Genomic DNA, 23210 nt, shown 5'->3' on the forward strand with positions numbered 1-23210 from the left:
TCCCACTTCGGCTACGCTCAGTGACCACCTGCTCCCTGCTCCCTGCTCCTTTGCTCCTCTGCTCCCCTGCTCCCTGCTCCCTGCTCCCCTGCTCCTCTGCTCCCCTGCTCCCTGCTCCCCTGGTTACTGAGCGTAGTCGTTGGCGTAGCCTCTCCAAGAGTTGTATGCTCCCCTGCTCCCCTGCTCCCCACACCTGGGTTATGTTCGCTAGACATGGCTTTGAGTTTAGATGTAAAAGAATCAGGGCGATCGCTTGTTTCGGGGGTAAATTGCCCAATTGGGGCATGAATAGGAGCAGGCGGGAGCAGTTTTGGCTGTCGTTGATGATGGTTTGGTGACGCGAAAGGCACTGGACTTTCTTGTGAAGTTTGCTTTTGGCTGACAGCAGATAATCGCTCAAGGGTTGCTGAAGAGGTAAATTTCGCAGGAAGGGGAGATTTTAAGACGGTTTTATTGTCTCTATCTTCCTGCTTTCCTTCTTCTTCACTCAAAGATGTCTTTGGTTGATAACTTTTCAGTTGGAGAATTGCAGTATTGCTGTGTTGATAGCCGTTGCGAATCTTAGCTGGTGGTAATTGAGGACTCGTAACTTGCTCTACAGTGGGTTTTTTCTTGGCTGGCGGTAGAGCTGGCGCAGTCGATGACGTTAAGTTTTGAGGAAACTTGCTACAAATCATCCGTTCAAATTCCATGTTGAAATGATATGTAGCCTGATCCCGGCGTTGCCAAAATACTAAAATTTGCTGCACAGAAACCGCTTTATAACGACCTTGATATAGTGCCTCAATCACTGCCAGGTGTAGCCAATTAAGGGGGTATTGCGTTTGCCAACGCTCAACTAGCTCATTGGCACTATACCCACCAAGATCGAAACTATAGTTAATTAATAAGGCGATCGCCAAGTTGGCAGAGGTGTCTGGAAGTGTTGTTAACATGGGGCTATTAGCTTTAGGCAATAGGTCTAAGATTTGTCACCCATCGCATATTAGCCTAGCGTGCTTTTAACTACATGGTTTATTTTTCCAAGAGTTGCCGAGCCGATAGGCAGTGTTCCTTATTTTACTTGTCAACTTCTAGAATGCAACCCCACATAGACTGATTTAACAAATTCTAAGGGTTTAAGTTGCATAGCAACTGACAAGACGTTCGGCGAATGTTCAGTCGAGCCGTCGAGTCGCAGCAAGTTTTGTGGCTCTTGTCTTTATCCTCCTTGCAAAACTTAATTACGAATTACGAACTTGTACTGAGCGTAGCTGTTGGCGCAGCCTCTCCAAGAGTTGTATTACGAATTATTTTTATCGCAGATGTTCGCCCAATGGCAACTAATGCCTGATAAACCATCGCTGCAACTTCGGCGCGTGTTGCAAAACGTAAAGGTGCAAGTACTTTCGGATCTGGATAGTTGACAACTATTCCCCTTTGTGTAGCAGTAGCAACGGCTGTTCGGGCATAGTCGGGAATGGTATGACGATCGCTATATACTTCTACAACACCGCTATCAACAGCTGGTAATCCCAGTCCGTTTACTAAGGAGACAATCACCTGTAGCCGCTGCACACTTCGATCGGGGCGGAAAGTGCGATCGCTAAATCCGCCAACAAAGCCACCGCTAGCCGCGATTTGGATAGCGCTATAAGCCCAAAAATCCTTGGGTACATCCGTAAAATCAGGAGATGGGATTTTGGGAAATGGGTTAAAAGCGATCGCAACCATTGCTGCATACTGGGCGCGAGTCATGGGTTTATCTGGCTGATAGCTACCATCAGCAAACGCATGAATTAAATCCATCCTCGCTAATGCTTGAATAAATGGTTCTGCCCAATGTCCCTTTAGTTCGGGAGATGCAGGGAGGGGAGGAGAAGGAGACAAGGGGACAAGGGGACAAGGAGACAAGGGGAGTTGTTGAGATGAGGATTCTGTTGGGGAATCAGAAAAACTGGTGCTAAGTGTTACTTCATTGGCTGGGATCAATTCGACTAAGCCCTTGATTAGAGCAGCATTTAATTGATTACCTACGGAAACTAGCTTTTGTGTAGTGGCATTATATAAATCAAATTCACTATGATCGCGAAAAATATTATCGCCTGGATCTTCGGTATTACCTAAATCTGGGACTGCATTGCCATTGACTAATAAACCACCTTGGGTATTTTTAGTAAGCAGATTTTGACGCAGCACAGGTTGGGCATGACGAGAAAGTGCGATCGCCGTGCGATTTTCTGATAATTTGTTATTGGCGATCGTTGGAACGGCAAAGTCACTAATTGCTATACCTAAAGGGTTTCTTTGAAATACATTCCGCCGTACTTCTCCCTGGCTATGACCTGCCATTACTAACCCGCTAGCAGTATTTTGTACAAATATGTTATCTAAAATTGCGGGTTTGGCAGTACCAGTGGTAAACACACCTTCCCGCCCACAGTTACTCAAAGTATTGTTACTTAAAGTAGGTGCAGCCGATTCAATCCAGATACCAGTACCTTTAGCTGAGGGATTGGTGACAGTTACACCTAAAAGACTGGCATTATCTACCAAGAGCAGCGTAATATTTTGTATACCAAAACTGGGACTTTGATACTCACCACTCCCGGAAATTACAATCCCTACACCTTTGTTAGCTTCATTACCCACCACTGTCACCCCTCCAAGAATGATTAGTGGAAACACCTCACCACTAGCGGCATTGTAAGTCCCCGACTCCAAATGAATTATCGTCGGGATTTTGGTTACTTTTAAAGCACGGGTGAGGCTTTTAAAAGGACTCAACCGTGAACCAGTATTGGTATCATTCCCTGTCATAGGGTTGACATAAAGTGTGACGACGAGGGTAGAGTTCACCATTGATAGTTGAGAGTCAATTGTTTTAATTATGACAATCGTAAATAACACTACTTGTAGCAAACTTTTTCACAGTAATATCCTTGTGTATAGAAAATATATCCACCTGACTTTTTCGGGCAAGCAGATCGTGTGTACACAAAAGTTATAAACTCTTGTGCAACATTCTAAGTTCTCATCTCAATAGCATTGTTAGCCAGAACAATCACATTGTCAGTCGAAACAATCGCATTGTCAGTCGAAACAATCGTATTGTCAGTCGAAACAATCGTATTGTCAGTCGAAACAATCGCATTGTCAGTCAAAACAATCGCATTGTCAGTCGAAACAATCGCATTGTCAGTCGAAACAATCGCATTGTCAGTCGAAACAATCGCATTGTCAGTCGAAACAATCGCATTGTCAGTCGAAACAATGCCATTGCAACTCTAAAAAACTTGTGTGTAAGCTGTCGCGTCTGCAAAGAGGAGATTAAGAGAACCAGTGAAGTCTTCTCCCTTGGCGCTAGCCTCTGCCTTTGGGAGAAGAGGACACTCCAAAAGCGATAGCGTCGGCGGCAAGCGAGTCCGCGAGCGTCTGGAGTTTCCCCAAGTAGAGGAGCATCTGGCGTGTGAGGTTCTCCGGGTTTAATTCAGTAATCAAACAAACATGAAATCAAGCTCTAGTTTCGAGTTTTAATCTCGGTGTTCCGAGGTACTGTTTTGGTTAATGTATTGAGTCAGCAACCCAGAACCCTTGCTCTGTATGGAAACGAGATTAAACATTCTCATCTAGAATAGTTCCTTCTATATTGGCTCCATCCAAATTTGCTCCACTCAAATTTGTCTGGCTCAAATCTGCTTGAGTGAGATTTGCCTGGGATAAGTCAGCTACAGTTAAATCTGCACCACTTAAATCTGCTCCATCTAGATTCGCCGCTATCAAGTTTGCTTCCTGCAAATCCGCCTCACTCAATTTAGTTTCAATCAATTTAGCAACCGTCAAATCAGCGTGACTCAAATTAGCTCCATCCAAGATAGCTCCATCCAAGATAGCTCCATCCAAAATTGCTCCGCTTAAGTTGCTATTACTGAGATCCGCATTGCTCAAATCTGCTCCATTTAAGTCTGCTTCAATTAAACTGGCGTGCGCTAAATTAGCGTGACTTAGATTAGCTCCATCTAAAATTGCTCGATCTAAAATTACGCCACTGAGATCGGCTTCCCTTAAGTTGGCCTCGCTCAAGTTGATACCAGTAAAGTCTCTGACACCTGCGGCATAGTTTTTCAGGAGTTGATCTGCTTTCATATCTGTCGCTGTGCTAAGGAACGTTTAACTAATTCGTAATTCGTAATTCGTAATTCGTAATTCTTGAATGTAATTGCCATTTATATATACGTGGCGTTTCAGTTTGGGTGTTTAAATAAGAGTCTGAAATAGTCTTTAATTACGAATTACGTTAGCGCAGTAGTAGCGAGTCTGCAAGCAAACGATTATGAATAATTTTGAACTATTCAGACTAACTGTAAATCTTCAGCAAGCGCCACGGAGGATTAGTGTGATGAATCAAACTAGAGTGGATATTGAATCAATTTTGTCTAGACTAGCTATTTTTAACTACTAGCGCTACTACCTAGAGTTGTGAGTTAATTTCATACTTGGGAGGGATGTTGCTCGCTTTAAAAGTTTAAGCAATAACGTGAGTCTGCAATGGAGGCTCACGTTAAGCATTAATGTGAGTTCGACGAGTGCTATTTTGACCTCTCCCCCAGCCCCTCTCCTACCAGGAGAGGGGAGCAAAAACCCTCCTTACTCGTTACTTTTCCCTCTCCTTACCCAGACGCACTCGCGTTCGTCTTTTAGGAGAGGGAGGCTGTCCGAGAGAGGTCTGTCGAACTCACGTTAAGCATTAGTGCAAAGCGATCGCTATACTCAATTGTGGTGTTCATCTGCTAAAGGTTATGGCAAAACCAATTCCTATTCTTTTACAGATTATGATTCTTACGACTGAAGTAGATAGTTCATGTTTCCCCACCAACCACTACGTCTCGAATTCGGAGGCTAGGGCCACCACAACCCACTGACAAGCCATTTTGCCCTCCTTTACCACAACCGCCAGATTCATCCCAATAAAAATCATCACCAAGTGCCTCAATATCCGCTAAAGTTTGGAATACATTTCCCGAAAGCGTCACATCCCGGACAGGTTCAGCAATTTTGCCGTTCCTAATCATCCACGCTTCCCCAGCGCTAAAGGTGAACATTTCTCCATTGGTCATCCCACCCAACCAATTACGGGCATAAACTCCTTCTTTGATATCGGTAAATAAGTCTGCAACTGGTGTTTTACCCCGTTCAATCCAGGTATTTGTCATCCGCACAATGGGAGTAAAGTGATAGTTGAGACAGCGGGCGTTACCCGTAGGCGCTTCCTCCAATTTGCCAGCAGTTTCACGAGAATGTAAACGTCCTACTAAAACTCCATCTTTAATTAGTTGAGTCGTAGTAGCTGGTGTGCCTTCATCGTCGTAAAAATAGCTACCGCGATGTCCCTCTGGAGCTGCACCATCAAAAATTTGCAGTTCTTCTGGCCCAAACCGCCGTCCGATGGTCATAACTTCCAGCAGATCGGGGTTTTCGTAAGCCATATCAGCCTCAGAAAGATGTCCGAAGGCTTCGTGGACGAATAAACCCGTGAGAATTGGGTCAATGACTACAGTGTAAGTATTGCCTTTGACCGGTGGTAGAGATAAAGCGGCGATCGCTCTTTGAGCAGCATCTTTTACCTGTTCATCCAAACTAGTTAAATCTTCGTAAGCTTTGCGAGAGCCAGTAGTTTCCCGTCCAGTTTGTACGGTTTCGCCATTTCTGGCGGTGGCGGCAAAGCGCATTTCCATATCTACCCAAGATTGCTCGATTAAAGTACCTTCAGAAGTAGCAATGATTACTTTTTGGGCGCTATCACCGTAACGCACCGAGGTAGTGGTAATTCGGCGATCGACGCTTTTAAGCAATTGGGCATAGCGATCGCACAATTGTTTTTTCTGCGAGAGTGGGATATTTCGGGGATCGGTACCTTTTAGGGGTAGAATGCATACTGCTTGCACTGGGTCAATGGGTGCAAGTAAAGTTTCTTCATTACCAACCATCCGCGCAGCTGCGATCGCTTCTTCTATGCGCTCTTCGATTGTTGCCAGTTGGTTAAAGCAGCTCAACCCCCATCCCCCTTTATAACAAGCGCGAATATGTCCACCAATGGAGATGCCTTCACTGAGAGTTTCCACCTTGTCGCCACGCAACAAGATATCAGTCCCTTCTGCTTCTTCCAGGCGAATCATCAGATAATCTACACGCTTAGAGTAGCGAGCGATCAGGTCAGAAAGTAAATTTTGTGCGTCAGCAAGTGTAGTCGGCATTTCCAATTAGTAACAATGACGAACTGCATTTATTTTGCAATTATTTGGGGAATTTCTGCTACTTAATGTATCGGAGTTCGCCCATGAGCGGTAGGGGGAGCAGGGGAGCATACAACTCTTGGAGAGGCTACGCCAACGACTACGCTCAGTAACCGGGGGAGCAGGGGAGCAGGGGAGAAGTTGCAGTAAGTTTTTCCCCTCTGCCCCATGCCCAATCTTGGTTACAGTGGGTAAGAACTCAATGATATGCTAAGGTAATCAAGTGAGAATAAAATTCGGTTACATTGTTTGTTTTTAGTATTGACAGGCTTTTTCCTTTTGGTCTTAACAAGCTTGCCTCCGAAATCTAAATCTCTACACACCTATGATTTTGGAGATAATGGATGTCAATTTATGTAGGTAATTTATCCTACCAAGTCACACAAGATGACCTCAATTCTGTATTTGCCGAACACGGTACTGTAAAGCGGGTTCAGTTACCTACTGACCGTGAAACAGGACGGCCACGCGGCTTTGCCTTTGTAGAGATGAGCACAGAAGCTGAAGAAACAGCTGCCATTGATGCTCTTGATGGAGCTGAATGGATGGGACGCGATCTCAAAGTGAATAAAGCCAAACCAAAGGAAGATAGAGGTGGTTCTTTTGGTGGTGGCGATCGTCGCGGCGGCGGTGGCGGTGGATACAATAGATCGCGCTACTAAGCTTTAAGATCAAAAATTAAGTTTTAACGTCTAAAGGGCAGAATCATTATCTGCCCTTTTTGCGCTTCGGTCTACTGGATGATTTTAATTGCCCAGTACCAATTAAGTAACCTGAGTTCGGGATAAGCTGAAACCCTCATTACACCGTTGCTTTATTTTGGGATATATTAACGTGCTTGTGTCGTTTCAGCTAGCTAGAGGTGAATAAACCCGACTTTTCCCGAACTGACTAAGCACGAGCACGCGTAATCTGAGCAGTATCAAAGTCTTGTAACCGAGTCATATTTCCGCTGTTCTTATCAACAATAAATACAGCATTAGGTGTCTCATATCTCATAGCCCCAAAGGCGAGGAGTTGACCTGTTGCAGAGCAAACTAAGCTCTGTAAGCCATTATTCCATGCTTGACCATTAACTTTCAATTGTCCTAGTCTGATGGGCTTTTTTTGATTTGGATCTAGCTGCACCAGAGTTGTCTCACCATACGCACCAACTACAGAGCTATAAAGTACTCCATCTGGGGACTCAGCTAGATTGCTGATCCGCTCATCGTCCAGGAATTTAACCTTACTAATAGAACTTATCTCTCCTGTTTGAAGGTTAATATCTACCAATCTGATTGGTGGTGTACCGTTCTTCTTACCTACTAAACCAAGAAGTCGCCCATCATTAGTACCTAGCAAGCTCCCAAGCTGTTGATTTGGTTTAAGTCCTGAGACGATCAAAGTTTTTACAGGCGTACCCAAAAATGTAATGCGAGTAGGTGTCGCCTGTCTCCGACTAAGCGCAACCGGAGTAATGGCTACAACAAGTGTGCCATCGCTTAAAGAGGTAAAACCACTCAATATCTCATTAGGCTCTAATAGAGGTGTAGTTTTATCCGTAAGTACCTGAGCCTTGCCTGTCATTAAGGATTGCAAAACTAGTCCTACAGGCTTAATATCTGTGCTTACATTATTTAGGGCAGTGTTCTCTACTAATTCAGTGGTGTTTACCTCTGTAATAGCCGTTTGGTCAATAGTAACGATCGGGCTAGAACCTATACCGACAATATTTACAGTTGGTGTTTCTGCCAAGGCTTTCTTGGTTAGATAACTAAGTCCAGATACTACAGTTCCAGCAAGTGCCAATTGTCCAAACCGTCGACGTGATAGCTTGTAATTCATATTTTCCTTCCTAGAATTAATGACTTTTATTAGGTAGCAGTGCGAACATAAGTAGGTCGGCCTAAATAATTATTGTTGGGCTAAGGCAGTTCTTGCTGGGAGCAGGGAGCAGGGGAGAAAGAGTTTGAGCCTTATTTATTTTTCTTGACACAGTTTGGTTTTATTGCACCGACTTACTTAAACAGATAAGGCTAATATATTTGCGTCCAGGTTGCTACTGAGGGTGTTCCATTGTTGTCACTAATAAAAAGCATGTACCAGCCTGGGGGTGCGATATTTCGATTGTTTATGACCGTGACCTTAAGAGAAGTAGCGTTTCTAGAAATAATCGGTGCATCGACTAACCTTTGTTCCGTATCGCAAGAATGGGTAGTTGCCATTGGTCTAATAAAACTAACCCATTTAATATTCGCAGCTTGGCGTGTCTGAATCGTAAATTGCTGCCCGTAGGTCACTGTTTGAGGAGCGCTCTGAATAACTGGACGCGATCGCGACATATACGCAGGACTATAGATTTCTAATCGCAGTTCATTGACCGTCCGTTGAGGGTTCCCTCCAGCTGCTGCAACCCTACCATCTGGTAGCAGCAAAGCCACCGAGTGATATACGCGGGGGACAGTTTGTTTAGCTACTACTGTCCAGGTATTTGTCGCTGGATTGTAGATTTCTGCTGGCAGCATTGCTTGTGTTGTGTCCTCATTCATTTTGCTACCATTGCAAACAAACACTGTGCGATCGGGCAACAAAACTGCACTGTGATGCATCCGAGCATAGTTTAAAGGCTTTGCTGCTACGTAAGTTGGATTACTAGCTTTTAAATCGACAATATTTACTCTCTTTGTTGCTGTCTTACCACTACCCCCACCGAGAATCATCACCTTTTGATCTTGTGCAGGTGGTAAAAGCACACTGGCAGCTTGATCGCCAAAAGCTATATCTTGCAGCCCTGTAACCACTGTTTCTGTAATGGATTGTGTAAATTTCTCTGGCAGGGTTAATATCCTTGGTGTCACTCCAGTAACACCCATCTGAGCACCTGAATAAAAAATTTTACCACTACTTAGTAGAAACAGATGTGCGTATGCCGGTAAAGCACTAGTTGTTGGAAAAGCGTTCCAACCATTTGGAAAGAAAGCAGAATAAATTTCTGGTTGTCTATTGAGCTTGCCATCTTTATCTGGCCCGGACACTGCTAAGACTCGACCGCTGCCTAGTGTTAACACAGTAGGATACCAGCGACCATTATTCATTGATAGGATCTTGACCCATTTTTCAGCAATGGGATCAAACATCAGAGCATAGGGGGAACCATAAAATGGGTCATAGCGCAAAGTTCCACCTGCAACCAATAACAGACCATCAGGCCGGAAGGAGTGACCAGCACAGAAAAGATCCATAGGTTGATTGTTACTATCCAATGGAGGCGCTTGACGCGAAAAGGTTCCCTTGTTTATATCCCAAACCACACTGTCATAGGGAGTATTTAACCGATTGGGATCGTTACCTGAGCCACAGAAAAAGAATATCTTACCAGTACGAAGTAGAGCGGCATGTATAGGTAGGATTGGAGCCTTGTATGACAGTACTTGCCATTTATCTGTAGTAGTAGCTAGAGCAATGGAAGTCCCTAAATCTGTTGCTTCTTGAAGGTTAGTGTTGTTATTAGGTTGAGTCACTTTATTTACAATTATTCCTACGTGAACTTCATTTTTTGTACTTTATTTTATTAATTGATTTCTCAATTTATATCTATACTTCTTTAGGCTTATTTAAGGTTAAAATATGATGCTTTTCATAATAAGGAAATATAAAATTAGATGCGATCAATAGTAATTGGGCTATTAATTATACATCCTGTAGAGTATCTAAATTAAGCCTTAACTACATTGCTACTATACAATAAAACTACATCTGATTCACGAAGTTTTCTTATAAAATATTTCCTCACAGAAGAAAATAAACATTTTTGGTTTTGCTGCCTCAATTTGTGAAATCATCAAAAATGTTTAGTAACTTTTGGATAATCAGATAAATTAATAAAAAGCTTGTATAGCAGTGGTTTTGTTGGTTCCAACTAGCAACGTTAATTTGTGAATGTATATTAATCAAGAATAATTATCCAAGACCATCTATATCGGTACAACTATTTAATGTAGCGGATTACTTCGGCAACTGACCAAGCCTGAGCGATCGCTCCTCTGGGTGTGTGAGGTGAATCGCCATCAAAAATCTCAGAAATAGAACCAAGACAAGCATCAAAGAAAAAGTGATCTAGCAAGGGTTGCCAATCAAAAGGCAACGATTGTTGTGGATAAAAACGTTGCCAAGCCCGAATATACGGCCCAATTAGCCAAGTCCAAACAGTGCCTTGATGATAAGCGCGATCGCGTTGCTGTTGATCGCCCTCATATTTTCCTTGATATTCTGGATCTCCTGGATCGAGACTGCGAAGACCATAAGGTGTGAGCAAGCTGGTAGTTGCCAAATCTAATATCTGACACCCTTGCTGTTCAAAAAACCCACAATGGTGTAACGACAGCGCCAAAACGGCATTCGGACGAATTTGAAAATTCCGGCGATCGTCTGGCTCAATAGTATCGTACAGATAACCTAGCTGAGGATTCCAGAATTTTTGCAGTGAGGTTTTCACGTGTTGTGCTTGGTTAGCATAACGCTGTGCTTGCTTAGTAAGACGCACTGGTGAGCCATATTCCATTTGGCTCAAGCGCTCTGCCCACTGACTCAGCCAACATAAAGCAGAATACCACAGTGCATTGATTTCCACCGGCTTCCCATAACGGGGTGTGACGGGGTGTGTCCCAATTATCACATCCATCCAAGTGAGAGCTACACCACGAGCATCCCAACTAACTAGCCCATCGGTAGCATCCACCTGGATATTGAAATGTGTACCACCGACAAACGCTTTATAGATTTGTTGTACTACAGGAAATTGCTCTGCCAAAAAATCCCAGTCTTGGGTAGCTTCTAAATAAAGTCCTAAAGTTTCAATCCACCACAATGCCGCATCAATACTGTTATAAATTGGTTCGCTATTGAGATCGGGAAATGCATTCGCAATCAAACCGTGGCGACAATAATGCCCAAAAGTTCGCAATACTCCTTTTGCGAGGTCAAAACGCTGTGGAACTAGTGCCAACCCCGGTAAAGCGATTAATGTATCGCGTCCCCAGTCATTAAACCAGTGATAACCAGCAATAACCGTAGGGCCGGCAATTGAGGCTCGATAGACGATAAAGCGATCGCTTGCTTTGAGTAGTTGTTGCCAGATTGAGAATTGGGCATTGGGCATTGGGCATGGGGCGTTGGGCATTGGATATTTGTAGTTATTCTTCCCCTCCCCTGCTCCCCTGCTCTCCTGCTCCCCTGCCCCCCTGCTCCCCTGCTCCCCTGCCCCCCTGCCTGAGTCTCTCCATCCAAAAATTTGGGAGAGCCTTTCTTGCTCTGCCTCCACAGCTTCTGTGAAGGTTTTGACGGTGAGAACACCTGGCACTGAGTCGGGAAAACCTACTCGTGCTTCTAAAGTTACCGTATCTCCTGGTTGAAGTGTGACTATCAAGTAACCAGGACTGTGGAGGTCTTCCTTGTCGCCTAATCCGCGTTTTGTCTCCTCAGACAATCTATAATCCCAATACCAAACTGCATCTGGTTGATAATTTCCTTGTGTCCAACGCAAGTGCCAAGGTATGCCGAAGCGCCCAGAATTGATTGCTTGTAAACAGACTTGCTGTTCCCCTAGCAATTGTGAAAACTGTAATTCTTGACTAGCAATCTGCTGGTGATGAAAGTCACGTTCTGCTATCAACAGTCGCAACCGTAAAATCGCTGTTTCAGTTCCTTCATAGCGATACTGGATTAAAATTCGATGGCAAAATTGGGCATTGGGCATAAGAGGCAGAGGGGAAAAACTTTCTGCAACTTCTCCTCGGTTACTGAGCGTAGTCGTTGGCGTAGCCTCTCCAAGAGTTGTATGCTCCCCTGCTCCCCATCCTCCAGTCCCCACCAAACCATAAGGCATCACCAATTGTCTGGTTAATTGCCAGTTATCTTGACCCCAAGTCCATTTAGGAACTGGGTTAATATCAAAACAGCGTAGCTGTTCGTAGCCTGTTCGCTCAATCTGACCGTTACCCCAAACATTTGTCCCCAGTGCCACAACGCGCCCTAATATTTCCAAGCTAGCTTCTAAGTGCGAAAGCAGCAGAGTCCTTCCAGAAGGTGGGTTTGTCGCGGCAAACAGCCAACCATGATATGTGCGCGTGCGGACATCAGAAATTGTACCGCTGGCAAAACTTCCTAAGCCGTTGGTAAGTAACCATTCTCTTGTATCTAAATCAGACATTTGCTACTCAAAATCGTTATGAGTATGATATAGTCGTAACAGATCGTAATTAAACTGTGAGAGCGTGGATGGGTAAATTTTACTTGACCCAAATTCCAACGCTACTAAACCGATAAAGGAGAATTAGGTTAATGTCCCTTACTTACGGAACCGAAGGAAGCCTCCGCGTTGGTCAACAAGCTCCCGATTTCACAGCAACAGCTGTGGTAGATCAGGAATTTAAGACAATCAAACTTTCCGATTATCGCGGTAAGTATGTCATCCTGTTTTTCTACCCACTAGACTTTACCTTTGTTTGTCCTACTGAAATTACAGCATTTAGCGATCGCTACGAAGAATTCAAGAAAATCAATACTGAAGTCCTTGGGGCTTCCGTTGACAGTGAATTTTCTCACCTCGCTTGGATTCAAACAGATCGTAAATCTGGTGGGGTCGGCGACCTGAATTATCCTCTAGTCTCCGACATCAAGAAAGAGATCAGCGCCGCTTACAACGTTCTTGACCCAGCAGCAGGCATAGCCTTGCGTGGTCTATTCATCATCGATAAAGATGGTATCATACAGCACGCCACCATTAACAATCTAGCTTTTGGTCGTAGCGTTGATGAAACCTTGCGAACATTACAAGCAATTCAGTATGTTCAGTCTCACCCTGACGAAGTTTGCCCAGCTGGTTGGCAACCTGGTGACAAGACCATGAATCCGGACCCAGTGAAGTCTAAAGTCTACTTCTCTGCTGTCTAAATTTCGCTAGCTAAAAAACTCTAATCCAGCCTTTTAGAGTTGAAAGCAAAATCAATGAAAACCACAGATAAACAGAGATACACATTAAACAATGTCAACCTCAGTCAATATCTGTGGTTTTTTATAAAATAGTATTTAAATAATCAAGGCTAAAAATATGTTGACTTCAACTGACTTTAGTGGCTTATTAAATGAGCGATTCTTCCGTAATTTTTTACCAGTTCCAGCTAGCAATCAACTCAGATTGGGAGTAGGAACACCTGATTTTCAATTGCCAGATATTACCAACGGAACTTTAGTAAAGTTGTCTGATTATAAAGGCAAACAACCAGTGTTACTCGCCTTTACTCGCATCTTTACCGAAAAGCAATATTGCCCTCTTTGTTTTCCTCACATCAAAGCTTTGAATAAAAACTACGAGCAATTCAAAAATCGCGGAATAGAAGTTTTGATGATTACTAGTACTGATGAAAAGCAAAGTCAAATAGTTGTCAAAGATTTAAGCTTAAAAATGCCACTCTTGAGCGATCCTAGTTGTCGAGTATTTCGTACATATCAAGTAGGACAAGCACTGGGAGCGCCTTTGCCAGCGCAGTTTGTATTAGATAAAGAAGGAAAATTGCGTTACTGGCATTTATTTTCTTTTTTGGATCGTAATGCTAGTGTTGAGACATTGTTAGAACAATTTAATTGACTATAAATATTCAAAATAAATTGCGTTTGGTGTGGAAAACTAGCTATTAGGAATAGGAACTCTTAAGATTTGAATGGTAATTTAGACCTTAATCATATCATCAAATCTTAATAGTTTCACTTGTTTGAAAAGTATTACGAATTACAAATTATCTTTGAGGATAATATTGAGGATTCGCAACTTGGGGCTGATAAACGTTTGTGGGTATTGTACTTCCCATACCGTTAGGTACAGGAGTGGCAACAGGAGGCTGATAAATGCTCATGGGTGCAGTGCTTGTTGTATCGTTAGGTAAAGCAGGATTCGCAACCTGGGGCTGATAACCATTTGCGGGTATGTTTGTAGTGGTGTTGGGTGTGACAGGATTTTGGCTAAACTCTTGGTAGGCTGCACGAGAAATTGAGCTAATCAATTTTTCGGCGCGGGGATCGTTTGCAGGACGTTGTACCATTACAGAGGCTATGTAGCGCTTACCAGTTGGAACCACAATTAAACCTGTATCTGCCAACATTGTGCCGATATCACCCGTTTTGTGGTATGCTCTGGCACCTGTTCCCAAACCTGCTGGCAGCAGAGTGTCTTTTTGGGTGCGACGCAAGATATCAAGCATGAGATCGCGTGATGGCATACTGACTAAATTTCCTTGACTCACAATCGCCATCAAATTCCCTAGTTCTTTGGGACTAGTGGTATTTGTCCCTTGCAAATCTGGGAGTTGATTACGAATTGTTGTGGTTGTCAATCCCCAACTACGGAAACGCTGGTTTAAAGCGTCCATTCCTCCCAGTCGGGCAATCAGCATATTTGTCGCCGTATTATCGCTGATTGTAATCATTTTAGTGACTACTTCCAAAGCGGCGTACTGAGTTCCTGGTGGTTTGTATTGCAAATCTCCCGAACCGCCGGCTACCATATCCTGTTGCATGGTCAGCATATCATCTAGGCGAATCTTCCCCGCGTCCACATCCTGGAAAAAGGCAATCAAAATCGGTACTTTAATCGTACTAGCCGCCGGAAAAGTGGTAGAGGCATTAATATCTACATAATTACCAGTATCTAAATCTACTAAGAAAATTCCAGGTGTAAGATTTGGGTTGGTGGCCGCCAAATTTTGCACGGCATTTTTCAAAGAGGTAATTTCTTGAGATAGGTATATACTCGAAGCTGCGGCTGGGGGAGTTTGGGTAGGTTGTGGCTGTGATCGCGCCACATTACTAACATTATTATTAGATTGCGACGCCGAATTCGTGCTAATGCGATTGGCTGGGTCTAATACTGACAATACAGTGCCCACAATTGCACCCATGCCAATACCCACAATCAATAACCGCAAAACATACAATACGGTTTTGGCCATTGGCTTTAACTGGGTTTTTCGCGATGAGCGTCTGCCTGTTTTTGGCTTTTCCATCCGCACTGTTTTAACCATCACAGCACCCGGCCGGAAGGGAGGATTTCCCTTGACACTAGGTATTGGTTTTACTGCCGTTGGCATAACTAACCCCGATTTTACCCTACGTGTAGCGCCAGAGATTGGGGAGGAAGGACTAATTTGATTTTTTGGGCGTGTTAGTGCCCCTTCTTGTCCATTTGTAGTTTGCTGCTGACTGTTAGCTTTAACTTTCTTCTTTACCACTTTTTGAACTTTTTGTGGCTGCTGGCGGCGATTTAAGGGTTGACGCCGCGAGAAAGCTGTTAGTTCGCCACTTGATTCTGACACCGTTACTCCTTGTGACCCACTTGAGTGTTTTCTTGCAGACTCTTGACCCCAAACTTAATCTTTAAGCAATATTAATACTCAAATTCCACTTTGCCACTAAGTAGCATTTTTGTGTTTAGTTTAAGCCATATTAATTATTTTGGGGAGATGATTGCGTATATATTAAACGAATAATTACAAGTTTTCACTATTCTTCTGGTTTTTCAGGGCCCATTCTACCTGCTGCAAAATTCCTCGTAGCATGGCCACCTCCCCAGTTTTCAAGTGAGCGCGATTATACAATTGGCGAAATTTTCTCATCCGACTAGCTGCCGTATGGGGATATACATAACCAATTTTCAGTAATAGTGATTCTAATTGCTGGTAGTATCCTTCCACAACATCTAAGGGTGCGAGTTCAGTTTGAGGTAAAGTTTGAGTGTCAAGTTTTTGGGCAGATTGTGACAATTCATAACAACAAATTGCGACAGCAGTAGCCAAATTGAGGGCGACATAATCTTGACTTGTGGGAATGCCAACAAACCGCTGTGCATAATTTAATTCTTCATTACTTAATCCCCGGTCTTCTCTGCCAAAAATCAGGGCTGTGGGTTTTTCTGGTTCCTCCACTAACCAGGGTAGTGCAGTGCGAGGATTTTCTAAAGGTGTTTCTAAACTACGAACGCGACCAGTAGTAGCGATCGCCCTGACACATCCATGTAATGCTTCTGGTAAGGTCGCCACGAATACCGCAGATTCTAAAATTTCCTGAGCGTGAACAGCCATCATCAAAGCTTCCGTCGATAGAGGATCGCATTGGGGGTTCACTAATACTAAATTATACAGCCCAAAATTTTTCATTACTCTGGCGATCGCGCCGATATTGAGCGGCCCAGCTGGTTCTACCAACACAATTCTTAATCCAGCCAAGCCCATTTTTTGCCTCCTGCGATCGCACCAGATAATCCTTACAGGCTAATTTTCAGCGTTATGCTTCTGCTGAAGAGTTTCCTTGAAATTATTTTAGCGGTGTAAGTGAATGCCTGCGTCAGTTCTGAACAGTTCAGCGCAATCTTTGCCGTTCAGCTAGTCGTTCGTCACTATTTATTTGTAGTAATCTAATCGTTGTACGTCCCATAGGTGTTAATCCCACTAGATTCAGTTCTGAAAATGTGAAGTGTTCAGCCCATTTCTGGGTGCGTGGGTTAAAGAGAAAACTAAAAGCCCCTGTTTCTGGATCAAAAGATCCTAAGTCAGTGCCTTTATGACGGTTACATCGCCAGCAGGTGAGGGCTAAATTATCAGCATTTGTTGCGCCACCGTGCTTTTGAGCAATAACATGATCGATCTCATGGGCAAAAAAAGCAACTCCTGCGGGTAACTGGCAATATTCGCATCTGTAGTTTGCGCGTTCTTCTACAAGTCGGCGAAGAACAATCGGAATATAGGTTACACTCACGGTCAGCTGGTCAAATAAGATAAGTTACCAGCTTTAATTATCACAACTAAGTGTTCAATACGTTCGTATTCATCTAGTTCTTTCAACTCCGTGGGTGTGAGTTCACCTGCGTTACTGCGTGTTAACAAGGTACGCAACCGTTCTTGCATTTGGGGAGTAGGTTTAAATTCAGCAATTTGTTCAGGAGTAGGGTTGCTAGCCAAAAAATCTAGGATATATCGATAAACTTGTGCTGGTACAGCTGGTTGTTGGAGACTCAAAGCAAGTAGTTCAGGTAAGCGATCGCCTACTTGTGCTAGTTGTTGAGATAATTCCTCTGATACTTCTAAGGTGATTCTTGGCATGGGGATTGCATTGGCAATTTACTTATTATTAAATGATATATCTCGAAATTTTTCATCCCCTAGCGATCGCTCCGACATTGATTGCCCCAGCTACCTCTAGCAAGACAATTCTTACTCCAGCCAAGCTCATTTTTTGCCTCCTGCCCAAATATGTCTCACATTCTGGTCGAAAATCTCAGGAAGACTTTCTTTGTGTCTGAACGTTCCTCTGGGCTTTTCGGTTCAATACGAGGACTTGTGCAGCGAAAAACTAAAGAAGTTTATGCCCTCAAAGGAGTTTCGTTCTCCCTGGAGAGAGGAGAACTTGTAGGATACATTGGTCCAAATGGAGCCGGGAAATCGACTACGATTAAAATTTTAAGCGGTATTCTCGTACCTTCTAGTGGAAAATGCCTAATTGGCGGACGAACTCCTTGGAAAGATCGAATCAAGCACGTTAATCGTATCGGTGTAGTGTTTGGTCAAAGAACACAACTCTGGTGGGATTTACCAGTGATTGAGTCTTTCGATTTGCTGCGGGATATTTATCGCGTTCCCCAATCAGAATATCGCCAGACACGCGAAGAAATGATTGATTTGCTTGGTCTTGCCAGCTTTCTCTCCACTCCGGTGAGGCAGTTAAGCCTTGGTCAAAGGATGCGATGTGACTTTGCAGCCGCCATGCTTCACAGACCGGAAATTCTTTTTCTTGATGAACCTACTATTGGGCTTGATGCAGTTTCCAAGCTTGCAGTCAGAAAATTTATCAAAGTGCTAAATAAAACTCATCAAGTAACCACCATCCTGACTACTCATGATATGGATGATATCGAGGCATTGTGCGATCGCATAATTATTATTGGTGGAGGTGAAATCCTTTGTGATGGAACTCTAGCAGCACTGCGTTCTCAAGTTTCCTCGCGTCGATACTTAAGAATCGACCTAGCAAACGATGATTTCTTTTTTGAACTAGAAGGAGTCAGTATTATCTCTAAAGAAGGTCGCACCGTAACTCTCGCCTTCGATCCCACAAAGCTTTCTGCTGCGTCTTTAATTAGCCAAGTTACCTCACAACACGAAGTAGAGGATCTTTTTGTAGAAAATCCACCTATTGAAGAGATAATTGCGGAACTTTATGCAATTTCAGCAGGAATTATCCCATGAAAGCATATTGGTCACTGTTTGTTGCTAGATTTACACTGCTGTTGCAATACCGTGCTGCTGCTTTGGCTGGCGTTGGAACTCAGCTTTTCTGGGGGTTAGTAAAAGTAATGGTTTTACAGGCATTCTTTACTCATACAACCTCTGCTCAACCTATGACTTTTCAACAAGCTGTAGGATATGTGTGGCTGGGACAGGCGTTTTTGATGGCAATTGTCCCTTGGGGAGGTGATAGAGATATTCAAGAACTCATCCGAACTGGTGCTGTAGGATACGATCTTCTTCGACCCACAGACCTTTATAATTTTTGGTTTACTCGCGCTTTGGCACTTCGCACAACGCCCCTGATACTTCGTAGCATTCCGCTTCTTGGAGTCACAATTTTTCTTTTTCCCTTTTTGGGGCTTGATGAATGGTCGCTTTCTTTTTCACCCTCCTTTGCTTCTTTTGTTGCCTTTTTTCTCTCTTTTATTGGTGCAATTTTACTTTCGTCTGCATTAACTATGCTTCTGACTGTATCAATGATGTGGACAATTTCGGGGGAGGGAATTAATAGTATTCTACCTACTCTTGTTAGTATCTTCTCTGGCATGATTGTTCCGTTGCCACTTTTCCCTGAGTGGAGCAAGCCTTTTTTGAATGCACTTCCTTTTTCAGGACTAATCGACAAACCTTTTCGTCTTTTTACTGGAAATCTTCAACCAAATTCCCTGTTTAATATATTACTGCATCAAGCTTTTTGGATAGTTGTCATTATTATCATTGGGCGTGTTCTTGTGAAATATGGCATCAGAAAGCTTGTCATTCAGGGAGGATAAGTCAGACAATTTTGGATTTGAGATTTTGGATTTTGGATTGACCCCATAGATAAATCTAGGGCTTGGGAATTTTAGATTTTAGATTTTAGATTAACTCCATAGATGAATCTAGGGACTTGTACCATCAAGGAATGTCGGTCAGACAATTTTGGATTTGAGATTTTGGATTTTGGATTGACCCCCATAGATAAATCTAGGGGCTTGTACCATCAAGGAATGTCGGTCAATAATTCGTAATTCGTAATGACGCTCTCTACGACACGCTAAAAGCGTAGCTTGCTTCCCCGTAGGGGTACGTGGACTCGCTACTGCTACGCTAACGTAATTCGTAATTTTTTAAGTAGGAGATAAGTTAAGTAATTTATTTTATAGGAAAATTACAACGCGATTATGAATGATTTTTTGCTTTACCTTCGATATATTTCTGTATCTTTCAAGTCGCAAATGCAGTACAAAATTTCTTTCTGGCTGCAAGTCATAGGGCAGCTTGTAGGAACTGCTGTTGAATTTTTTGGAATCTGGGCACTTTTTAGTCGTTTTAATAGTATTGGTACGTGGACTTTAAATGAAGTTGCTCTCTTTTATGGAATAGTTAATATTTCTTTCGCTTGTGCTGATGCCCTTGGAAAAGGATTTGACTCATTTACAACAATAATTAAAAGTGGAGACTTTGACCGTTTACTTGTTCGTCCACGCACCACAGCACTTCAACTGTTAGGTAAAGAGTTTACTTTAAAACGAATCGGAAGACTTTTTCAAGGAATTGTTGTTACGTGGTGGTCACTTTCATCTCTCCACATCCCTTTAAATTTTAAAAATTTATGGCTTTTAGGCACTTCATTTATTGGTGGGGTTGCGCTCTTTGTTGGCATTGTTATTATACAAGCAACCATCACCTTCTGGACTATTGAATCTCTCGAAATTATGAATATCCTCACTTATGGAGGAGTCGAAACGGCTCAGTACCCTCTTGCAATTTATAGCAAGTGGTTTCAGCGATTCTTTACTTTCTTGATACCACTTGCTTGCGTTAGTTATTTTCCTTTGCTTGCAGTACTTGAAAAAGAAGATGCTTTTTTAGCGCCTTTGTGGTTTTGCTATGTATCGCCAATCGCAGGCATTATCTTTCTAATAGTTGCGCTCCAGCTTTGGAAAATAGGAGAGCGATACTATTGTTCTACTGGGAGCTAAACAAAATTTTAGCTGTGTACTCAAGCATATTTTAAATGGACAGATTTACTTTTGTTGACACAGTTTGGTTTTACTGCACCGACTTACTTAAATGGGGAATTCCCCATATTTATGTTGATTTACGTATAATTACATACGCATTATCGAAAAAATGAAGTATAAAGTAACAGGGCAGCAAGAAAGTTAAAAATAAAAATAAAGATTCTTTTTAGAAAAAGTATTTTCGCTATCCTTCATTTCTACTGCCCAACTTTCACGAAACATAGTTGGAGATCATAGAACCTATGCAGCACGTATTTAAGCAAAGTTTTATACTTTCAGCCACTACTGCGATCGCTTTATTATTTGCAGGTTGTGGCGAAAGTAAAGTTGCTCAATGTAACAAAATCATAAAGGTTGCCAATCAGGCATCTACTCTCGGTCAGGAATTCGCTAAAAATCCCAATCCTGCAAAAGGTTCCAAAGCTCTAACTGAACTTTCGGCTAAGATAGATCCACTTGCGAAAGAGATGAAAACACTAGAAATTAAAGATGAAAAATTGCAAGGTTTCCAAGGACGCTTTATCACACTCTATCAGAACATTAGCAAAGAATTGAATAATGCAGCAACAGCCATAGATAAAAAGAATCTACCAGCAGCAAAGGGCTTTCTGGTATCTCTGCAAAAGAGTAGTAACGAAGAAAGTTCAATAGTCAATGAAATTAATAGCTATTGCTCTGGTAAATAACCAACTCTTGCTCCTACCTCTGCAATTATCAGTGCTGGATTGGGTAATTGTGTAGGATTACAATACTGCACGCTTTGTGGATTTTTAACTTGGAATTGGGTTTTGGGAAAAGGTTACTGGGTTTAGGTTAAAGGTTTTGTCTTTCCCCTTTCCCCCGCCCCTTATCCCTAGAGGGGGCCCCACCTTCCCCTTTTCCCCAAAACCCGACAAGTATTGTGTGGGATTAATTACCACTCCAGGCCAATAGGCGCGAATGGCTTGACCTTAACGCAGATTTTTGATTTTGGAGAAAATCCGATCTAATTGTGGTAATAGTATTTGGGCTAGGGATAGAGGGTGAGTTACTGAGGTTAGATATTGGTCGATGAGTTACTCTGCATCACGATAGTTCCGGTTGGATAACGACTAGTTTCAGACAATTCCAACGTCACGAATAATCCAGAGATACCTGTGTCATAAAAGTCGGCAGGCATCCAGAATTTATCTAGCACCTTTCCCTGAGCATTAATTTTCAGAGTGCCACAGGGAATTTTTTCGCCATCAGCGATCGCCCAAAGTCGATATACTTTTCCTGTGGGGGGAGCTGGCAGATTTTGCACGGCTAGAATCCCCTGTCTTTGTCCTAGATTCACCACAAAGCTACCCGTAGCGGTATCCGACGCATTCACAGCCTTGAGAGAGAAAAGTTGTGTCTGTGACTGTTGCAGTAGGGTATTGATGTCACTAGCCATACGGAAATCCTGTCGCAAGCGATAGTTATCCATTCCTAAATACAGAATTAGGAGTGCCGCGACACTACCCATGATGTTGTACCAGAAAAGCCGAGACGGTTTGGGCTGGGAGGATTGGAAAGTCGTGGTAGCGGCAGCCAGAATGGCAGATTGGAGATGGGGAGGCGGTTCAACGCTATTTAAGCTGTAAACAACCCGATCTAAGGTTGCCTGAAGCCGCTTCACTTCTGCCACTAATGCTGGATTTTCTGCCAGCAGTTGCTCGAAAACTTCTAGTTCGGCGCGATCGAGGTCGCCCACAACATAGCCTGCTGCCAAGGTTTCGATTGCTTGAGGAGTAAGGGGTTCAGTCATAACCTTAGTCAATGGAGTGTTGTAAAAGTTGCTTCAGTTTCAAGAGTCCCTGGCGAGTCCAGCTTTTGACGCTTCCCAGGGGTTTATGCAGTTGTTGGGCAATTTCTGATTGGCTCAGTCCGGCATCATACGCCAGTTCGATCACCTGTCGTTGCCGATCTGAAAGCTGGGCCAAAGCCTGCCGCACTTGCTGCGATCGCTCATTGAAAACAGCCTGCTCAACCGGAGTAGGCGCAGGGGGTGCAGCAGTAACGTTCTGCCCCCAACGTTGCACCAAATTAAGGGTGCGACTGCGCGATCGCAATTTGTCGATCGCCCGCGATCGAGTCATGACAATCAGGTAGCGCATCAAATGATCGTGGTGAACTGGGTCAACCGGACGCTGCCATAATGATAGAAAAATTTCCTGGGTTAGGTCTTCGGCTTCCGGCTGGCTTTGCAAAACTTTCAGCGCCACTCCATACACCACGCTGCCGTAGCGCTCGTAGAGACACTTTAACGCCGTTGGAAGATGTGCCTTCAGGTCATCCAAAAGTGCAGCATCGCTCTTCGATGAAGGTTCTGATGAATGGCGATCGCGAGAACTTAGATCCATAGATTCAGGTGAATAGACCGAGGCTAATTTCTCTGCAAAAATGCCTAATGTATCTTGCAGCGTGAGTGCCAATCCTGATTTCACAACTTTTGAGTATAGAGCAAACTTACTTTCATTTCTAAAACGATTGGTGAAGCTAATTGGATGAGTCTAGTGTCGAAATTTTGTAGAAGTCGGTTATTTTGTTCTGATTAACTCGCACCCCAAACCGAACGCACCGCGAACATCAGTCTAGCAAAGGCATTTGAAAAG

22 protein-coding genes are annotated in these 23210 nt (G+C 43.3%); 9 read left to right on the forward strand and 13 right to left on the reverse strand.

The annotated features are described in order from the left end of the window. Positions 1–17: 17 nt before the first annotated feature. Both ACR5KR_RS34450 and ACR5KR_RS34455 read right to left on the reverse strand, forming a co-directional pair. Positions 18–935, reverse strand: a complete 918-nt coding sequence (locus ACR5KR_RS34450; RefSeq protein ID WP_448269881.1) for a hypothetical protein — start codon at positions 933–935, stop codon at positions 18–20. Between the two features lie 295 nt (positions 936–1230). Next, the gene (locus tag ACR5KR_RS34455) at positions 1231–2841 is read right to left on the reverse strand and encodes a DUF1565 domain-containing protein (protein ID WP_448269883.1); all 1611 of its coding nucleotides are present in this window, start codon (positions 2839–2841) and stop codon (positions 1231–1233) included. Between the two features lie 152 nt (positions 2842–2993). Here ACR5KR_RS34455 and ACR5KR_RS34460 point away from each other — a divergent pair, with 152 nt between their 5' ends. After that, positions 2994–3386, forward strand: coding sequence for a hypothetical protein (locus ACR5KR_RS34460; RefSeq protein WP_448269884.1), 393 nt, complete (start codon positions 2994–2996; stop codon positions 3384–3386). Beyond that, positions 3322–3468 (forward strand): hypothetical protein, encoded by a 147-nt coding sequence (locus tag ACR5KR_RS34465; protein WP_448270449.1) that lies wholly within the window; start codon positions 3322–3324, stop codon positions 3466–3468. The genes ACR5KR_RS34460 and ACR5KR_RS34465 overlap by 65 nt, the downstream gene beginning before the upstream one ends. A gap of 126 nt (positions 3469–3594) precedes the next feature. On the opposite strand, the gene ACR5KR_RS34470 is transcribed toward ACR5KR_RS34465, so the two are convergent. Next, positions 3595–4125 carry a pentapeptide repeat-containing protein gene (locus ACR5KR_RS34470; protein WP_448269886.1) on the reverse strand — a complete coding sequence of 177 codons (531 nt, stop codon included), beginning with the start codon at positions 4123–4125 and terminating at the stop codon, positions 3595–3597. 713 nt (positions 4126–4838) lie between these two features. After that, positions 4839–6233 carry a TldD/PmbA family protein gene (locus ACR5KR_RS34475; protein WP_448269888.1) on the reverse strand — a complete coding sequence of 465 codons (1395 nt, stop codon included), beginning with the start codon at positions 6231–6233 and terminating at the stop codon, positions 4839–4841. Positions 6234–6616: 383 nt separating this feature from the next. Between ACR5KR_RS34475 and ACR5KR_RS34480 the strand changes: the two genes are divergently transcribed. After that, positions 6617–6934 carry an RNA recognition motif domain-containing protein gene (locus tag ACR5KR_RS34480; RefSeq protein WP_445629638.1) on the forward strand — a complete coding sequence of 106 codons (318 nt, stop codon included), beginning with the start codon at positions 6617–6619 and terminating at the stop codon, positions 6932–6934. Positions 6935–7163: 229 nt separating this feature from the next. Here the strand turns inward: ACR5KR_RS34480 and ACR5KR_RS34485 are convergent, their stop codons facing one another. From ACR5KR_RS34485 to ACR5KR_RS34495, 3 genes are all read right to left on the reverse strand, one after another. Continuing rightward, complete coding sequence (locus ACR5KR_RS34485) at positions 7164–8099, reverse strand: hypothetical protein (RefSeq protein ID WP_445629639.1); 936 nt, start codon at positions 8097–8099, stop codon at positions 7164–7166. Between the two features lie 191 nt (positions 8100–8290). Beyond that, on the reverse strand, positions 8291–9775 hold the full coding sequence (locus ACR5KR_RS34490; RefSeq protein WP_448269890.1) for a galactose oxidase-like domain-containing protein: 1485 nt from the start codon (positions 9773–9775) through the stop codon (positions 8291–8293). 467 nt (positions 9776–10242) lie between these two features. Then, complete coding sequence (locus ACR5KR_RS34495; protein WP_448269892.1) at positions 10243–12462, reverse strand: amylo-alpha-1,6-glucosidase; 2220 nt, start codon at positions 12460–12462, stop codon at positions 10243–10245. Positions 12463–12593: 131 nt separating this feature from the next. Between ACR5KR_RS34495 and ACR5KR_RS34500 the strand changes: the two genes are divergently transcribed. Together ACR5KR_RS34500 and ACR5KR_RS34505 are read left to right on the forward strand one after the other, a co-directional pair. After that, a complete protein-coding gene (locus tag ACR5KR_RS34500; protein ID WP_322651784.1) occupies positions 12594–13205 on the forward strand; it encodes a peroxiredoxin in 612 nt (203 codons plus the stop codon). 157 nt (positions 13206–13362) lie between these two features. Continuing rightward, positions 13363–13899: a peroxiredoxin family protein gene (locus ACR5KR_RS34505; protein ID WP_445629642.1), complete on the forward strand. Its 537-nt coding sequence runs from the start codon at positions 13363–13365 to the stop codon at positions 13897–13899. A gap of 148 nt (positions 13900–14047) precedes the next feature. On the opposite strand, the gene ACR5KR_RS34510 is transcribed toward ACR5KR_RS34505, so the two are convergent. The 4 genes from ACR5KR_RS34510 to ACR5KR_RS34525 all read right to left on the reverse strand — a co-directional run bounded on the left by ACR5KR_RS34510 (position 14048) and on the right by ACR5KR_RS34525 (position 17401). After that, positions 14048–15619, reverse strand: a complete 1572-nt coding sequence (locus tag ACR5KR_RS34510) for a serine hydrolase (RefSeq protein WP_448269894.1) — start codon at positions 15617–15619, stop codon at positions 14048–14050. Between the two features lie 174 nt (positions 15620–15793). Next, a complete protein-coding gene (locus tag ACR5KR_RS34515; protein ID WP_448269896.1) occupies positions 15794–16534 on the reverse strand; it encodes an RNA methyltransferase in 741 nt (246 codons plus the stop codon). Positions 16535–16661: 127 nt separating this feature from the next. Beyond that, positions 16662–17057 (reverse strand): HNH endonuclease, encoded by a 396-nt coding sequence (locus tag ACR5KR_RS34520; RefSeq protein ID WP_448269897.1) that lies wholly within the window; start codon positions 17055–17057, stop codon positions 16662–16664. Positions 17058–17059: 2 nt separating this feature from the next. Beyond that, the gene (locus ACR5KR_RS34525) at positions 17060–17401 is read right to left on the reverse strand and encodes a hypothetical protein (RefSeq protein WP_445629646.1); all 342 of its coding nucleotides are present in this window, start codon (positions 17399–17401) and stop codon (positions 17060–17062) included. Positions 17402–17593: 192 nt separating this feature from the next. On the opposite strand from ACR5KR_RS34525, the gene ACR5KR_RS34530 reads away from it, so the two are divergent. The 4 genes from ACR5KR_RS34530 to ACR5KR_RS34545 all read left to right on the forward strand — a co-directional run bounded on the left by ACR5KR_RS34530 (position 17594) and on the right by ACR5KR_RS34545 (position 21278). Then, positions 17594–18544 carry an ABC transporter ATP-binding protein gene (locus ACR5KR_RS34530; protein WP_448269899.1) on the forward strand — a complete coding sequence of 317 codons (951 nt, stop codon included), beginning with the start codon at positions 17594–17596 and terminating at the stop codon, positions 18542–18544. Further along, a complete protein-coding gene (locus ACR5KR_RS34535) occupies positions 18541–19359 on the forward strand; it encodes an ABC transporter permease (RefSeq protein ID WP_448269901.1) in 819 nt (272 codons plus the stop codon). The genes ACR5KR_RS34530 and ACR5KR_RS34535 overlap by 4 nt, the downstream gene beginning before the upstream one ends. A gap of 390 nt (positions 19360–19749) precedes the next feature. Next, a complete protein-coding gene (locus ACR5KR_RS34540) occupies positions 19750–20550 on the forward strand; it encodes an ABC transporter permease (RefSeq protein ID WP_448269903.1) in 801 nt (266 codons plus the stop codon). A 284-nt stretch (positions 20551–20834) separates the two neighbouring features. Then, complete coding sequence (locus ACR5KR_RS34545) at positions 20835–21278, forward strand: hypothetical protein (RefSeq protein ID WP_448269905.1); 444 nt, start codon at positions 20835–20837, stop codon at positions 21276–21278. A gap of 350 nt (positions 21279–21628) precedes the next feature. On the opposite strand, the gene ACR5KR_RS34550 is transcribed toward ACR5KR_RS34545, so the two are convergent. Together ACR5KR_RS34550 and ACR5KR_RS34555 are read right to left on the reverse strand one after the other, a co-directional pair. Next, positions 21629–22363, reverse strand: a complete 735-nt coding sequence (locus tag ACR5KR_RS34550) for an anti-sigma factor (protein WP_445629651.1) — start codon at positions 22361–22363, stop codon at positions 21629–21631. A gap of 4 nt (positions 22364–22367) precedes the next feature. Continuing rightward, positions 22368–23042, reverse strand: a complete 675-nt coding sequence (locus ACR5KR_RS34555; protein ID WP_448269907.1) for a sigma-70 family RNA polymerase sigma factor — start codon at positions 23040–23042, stop codon at positions 22368–22370. Positions 23043–23210: the final 168 nt, after the last annotated feature.

The organism is Nostoc sp. DSM 114159, assembly GCF_053470285.1.

What these genes read in the sequence shown, in the direction of transcription:
- ACR5KR_RS34550 (WP_445629651.1), bottom strand. Translation starts at nt 22,363, where the DNA reads ATGACTGAACCCCTTACTCCTCAAGCAATCGAAACCTTGGCAGCAGGC.
- ACR5KR_RS34470 (WP_448269886.1), bottom strand. Translation starts at nt 4,125, where the DNA reads ATGAAAGCAGATCAACTCCTGAAAAACTATGCCGCAGGTGTCAGAGAC.
- ACR5KR_RS34545 (WP_448269905.1), top strand. Translation starts at nt 20,835, where the DNA reads ATGCAGCACGTATTTAAGCAAAGTTTTATACTTTCAGCCACTACTGCG.
- ACR5KR_RS34475 (WP_448269888.1), bottom strand. Translation starts at nt 6,233, where the DNA reads ATGCCGACTACACTTGCTGACGCACAAAATTTACTTTCTGACCTGATC.
- ACR5KR_RS34505 (WP_445629642.1), top strand. Translation starts at nt 13,363, where the DNA reads ATGTTGACTTCAACTGACTTTAGTGGCTTATTAAATGAGCGATTCTTC.
- ACR5KR_RS34485 (WP_445629639.1), bottom strand. Translation starts at nt 8,099, where the DNA reads ATGAATTACAAGCTATCACGTCGACGGTTTGGACAATTGGCACTTGCT.
- ACR5KR_RS34495 (WP_448269892.1), bottom strand. Translation starts at nt 12,462, where the DNA reads ATGTCTGATTTAGATACAAGAGAATGGTTACTTACCAACGGCTTAGGA.
- ACR5KR_RS34525 (WP_445629646.1), bottom strand. Translation starts at nt 17,401, where the DNA reads ATGCCAAGAATCACCTTAGAAGTATCAGAGGAATTATCTCAACAACTA.
- ACR5KR_RS34535 (WP_448269901.1), top strand. Translation starts at nt 18,541, where the DNA reads ATGAAAGCATATTGGTCACTGTTTGTTGCTAGATTTACACTGCTGTTG.
- ACR5KR_RS34500 (WP_322651784.1), top strand. Translation starts at nt 12,594, where the DNA reads ATGTCCCTTACTTACGGAACCGAAGGAAGCCTCCGCGTTGGTCAACAA.
- ACR5KR_RS34450 (WP_448269881.1), bottom strand. Translation starts at nt 935, where the DNA reads ATGTTAACAACACTTCCAGACACCTCTGCCAACTTGGCGATCGCCTTA.
- ACR5KR_RS34515 (WP_448269896.1), bottom strand. Translation starts at nt 16,534, where the DNA reads ATGGGCTTGGCTGGATTAAGAATTGTGTTGGTAGAACCAGCTGGGCCG.
- ACR5KR_RS34480 (WP_445629638.1), top strand. Translation starts at nt 6,617, where the DNA reads ATGTCAATTTATGTAGGTAATTTATCCTACCAAGTCACACAAGATGAC.
- ACR5KR_RS34540 (WP_448269903.1), top strand. Translation starts at nt 19,750, where the DNA reads ATGAATGATTTTTTGCTTTACCTTCGATATATTTCTGTATCTTTCAAG.
- ACR5KR_RS34455 (WP_448269883.1), bottom strand. Translation starts at nt 2,841, where the DNA reads ATGGTGAACTCTACCCTCGTCGTCACACTTTATGTCAACCCTATGACA.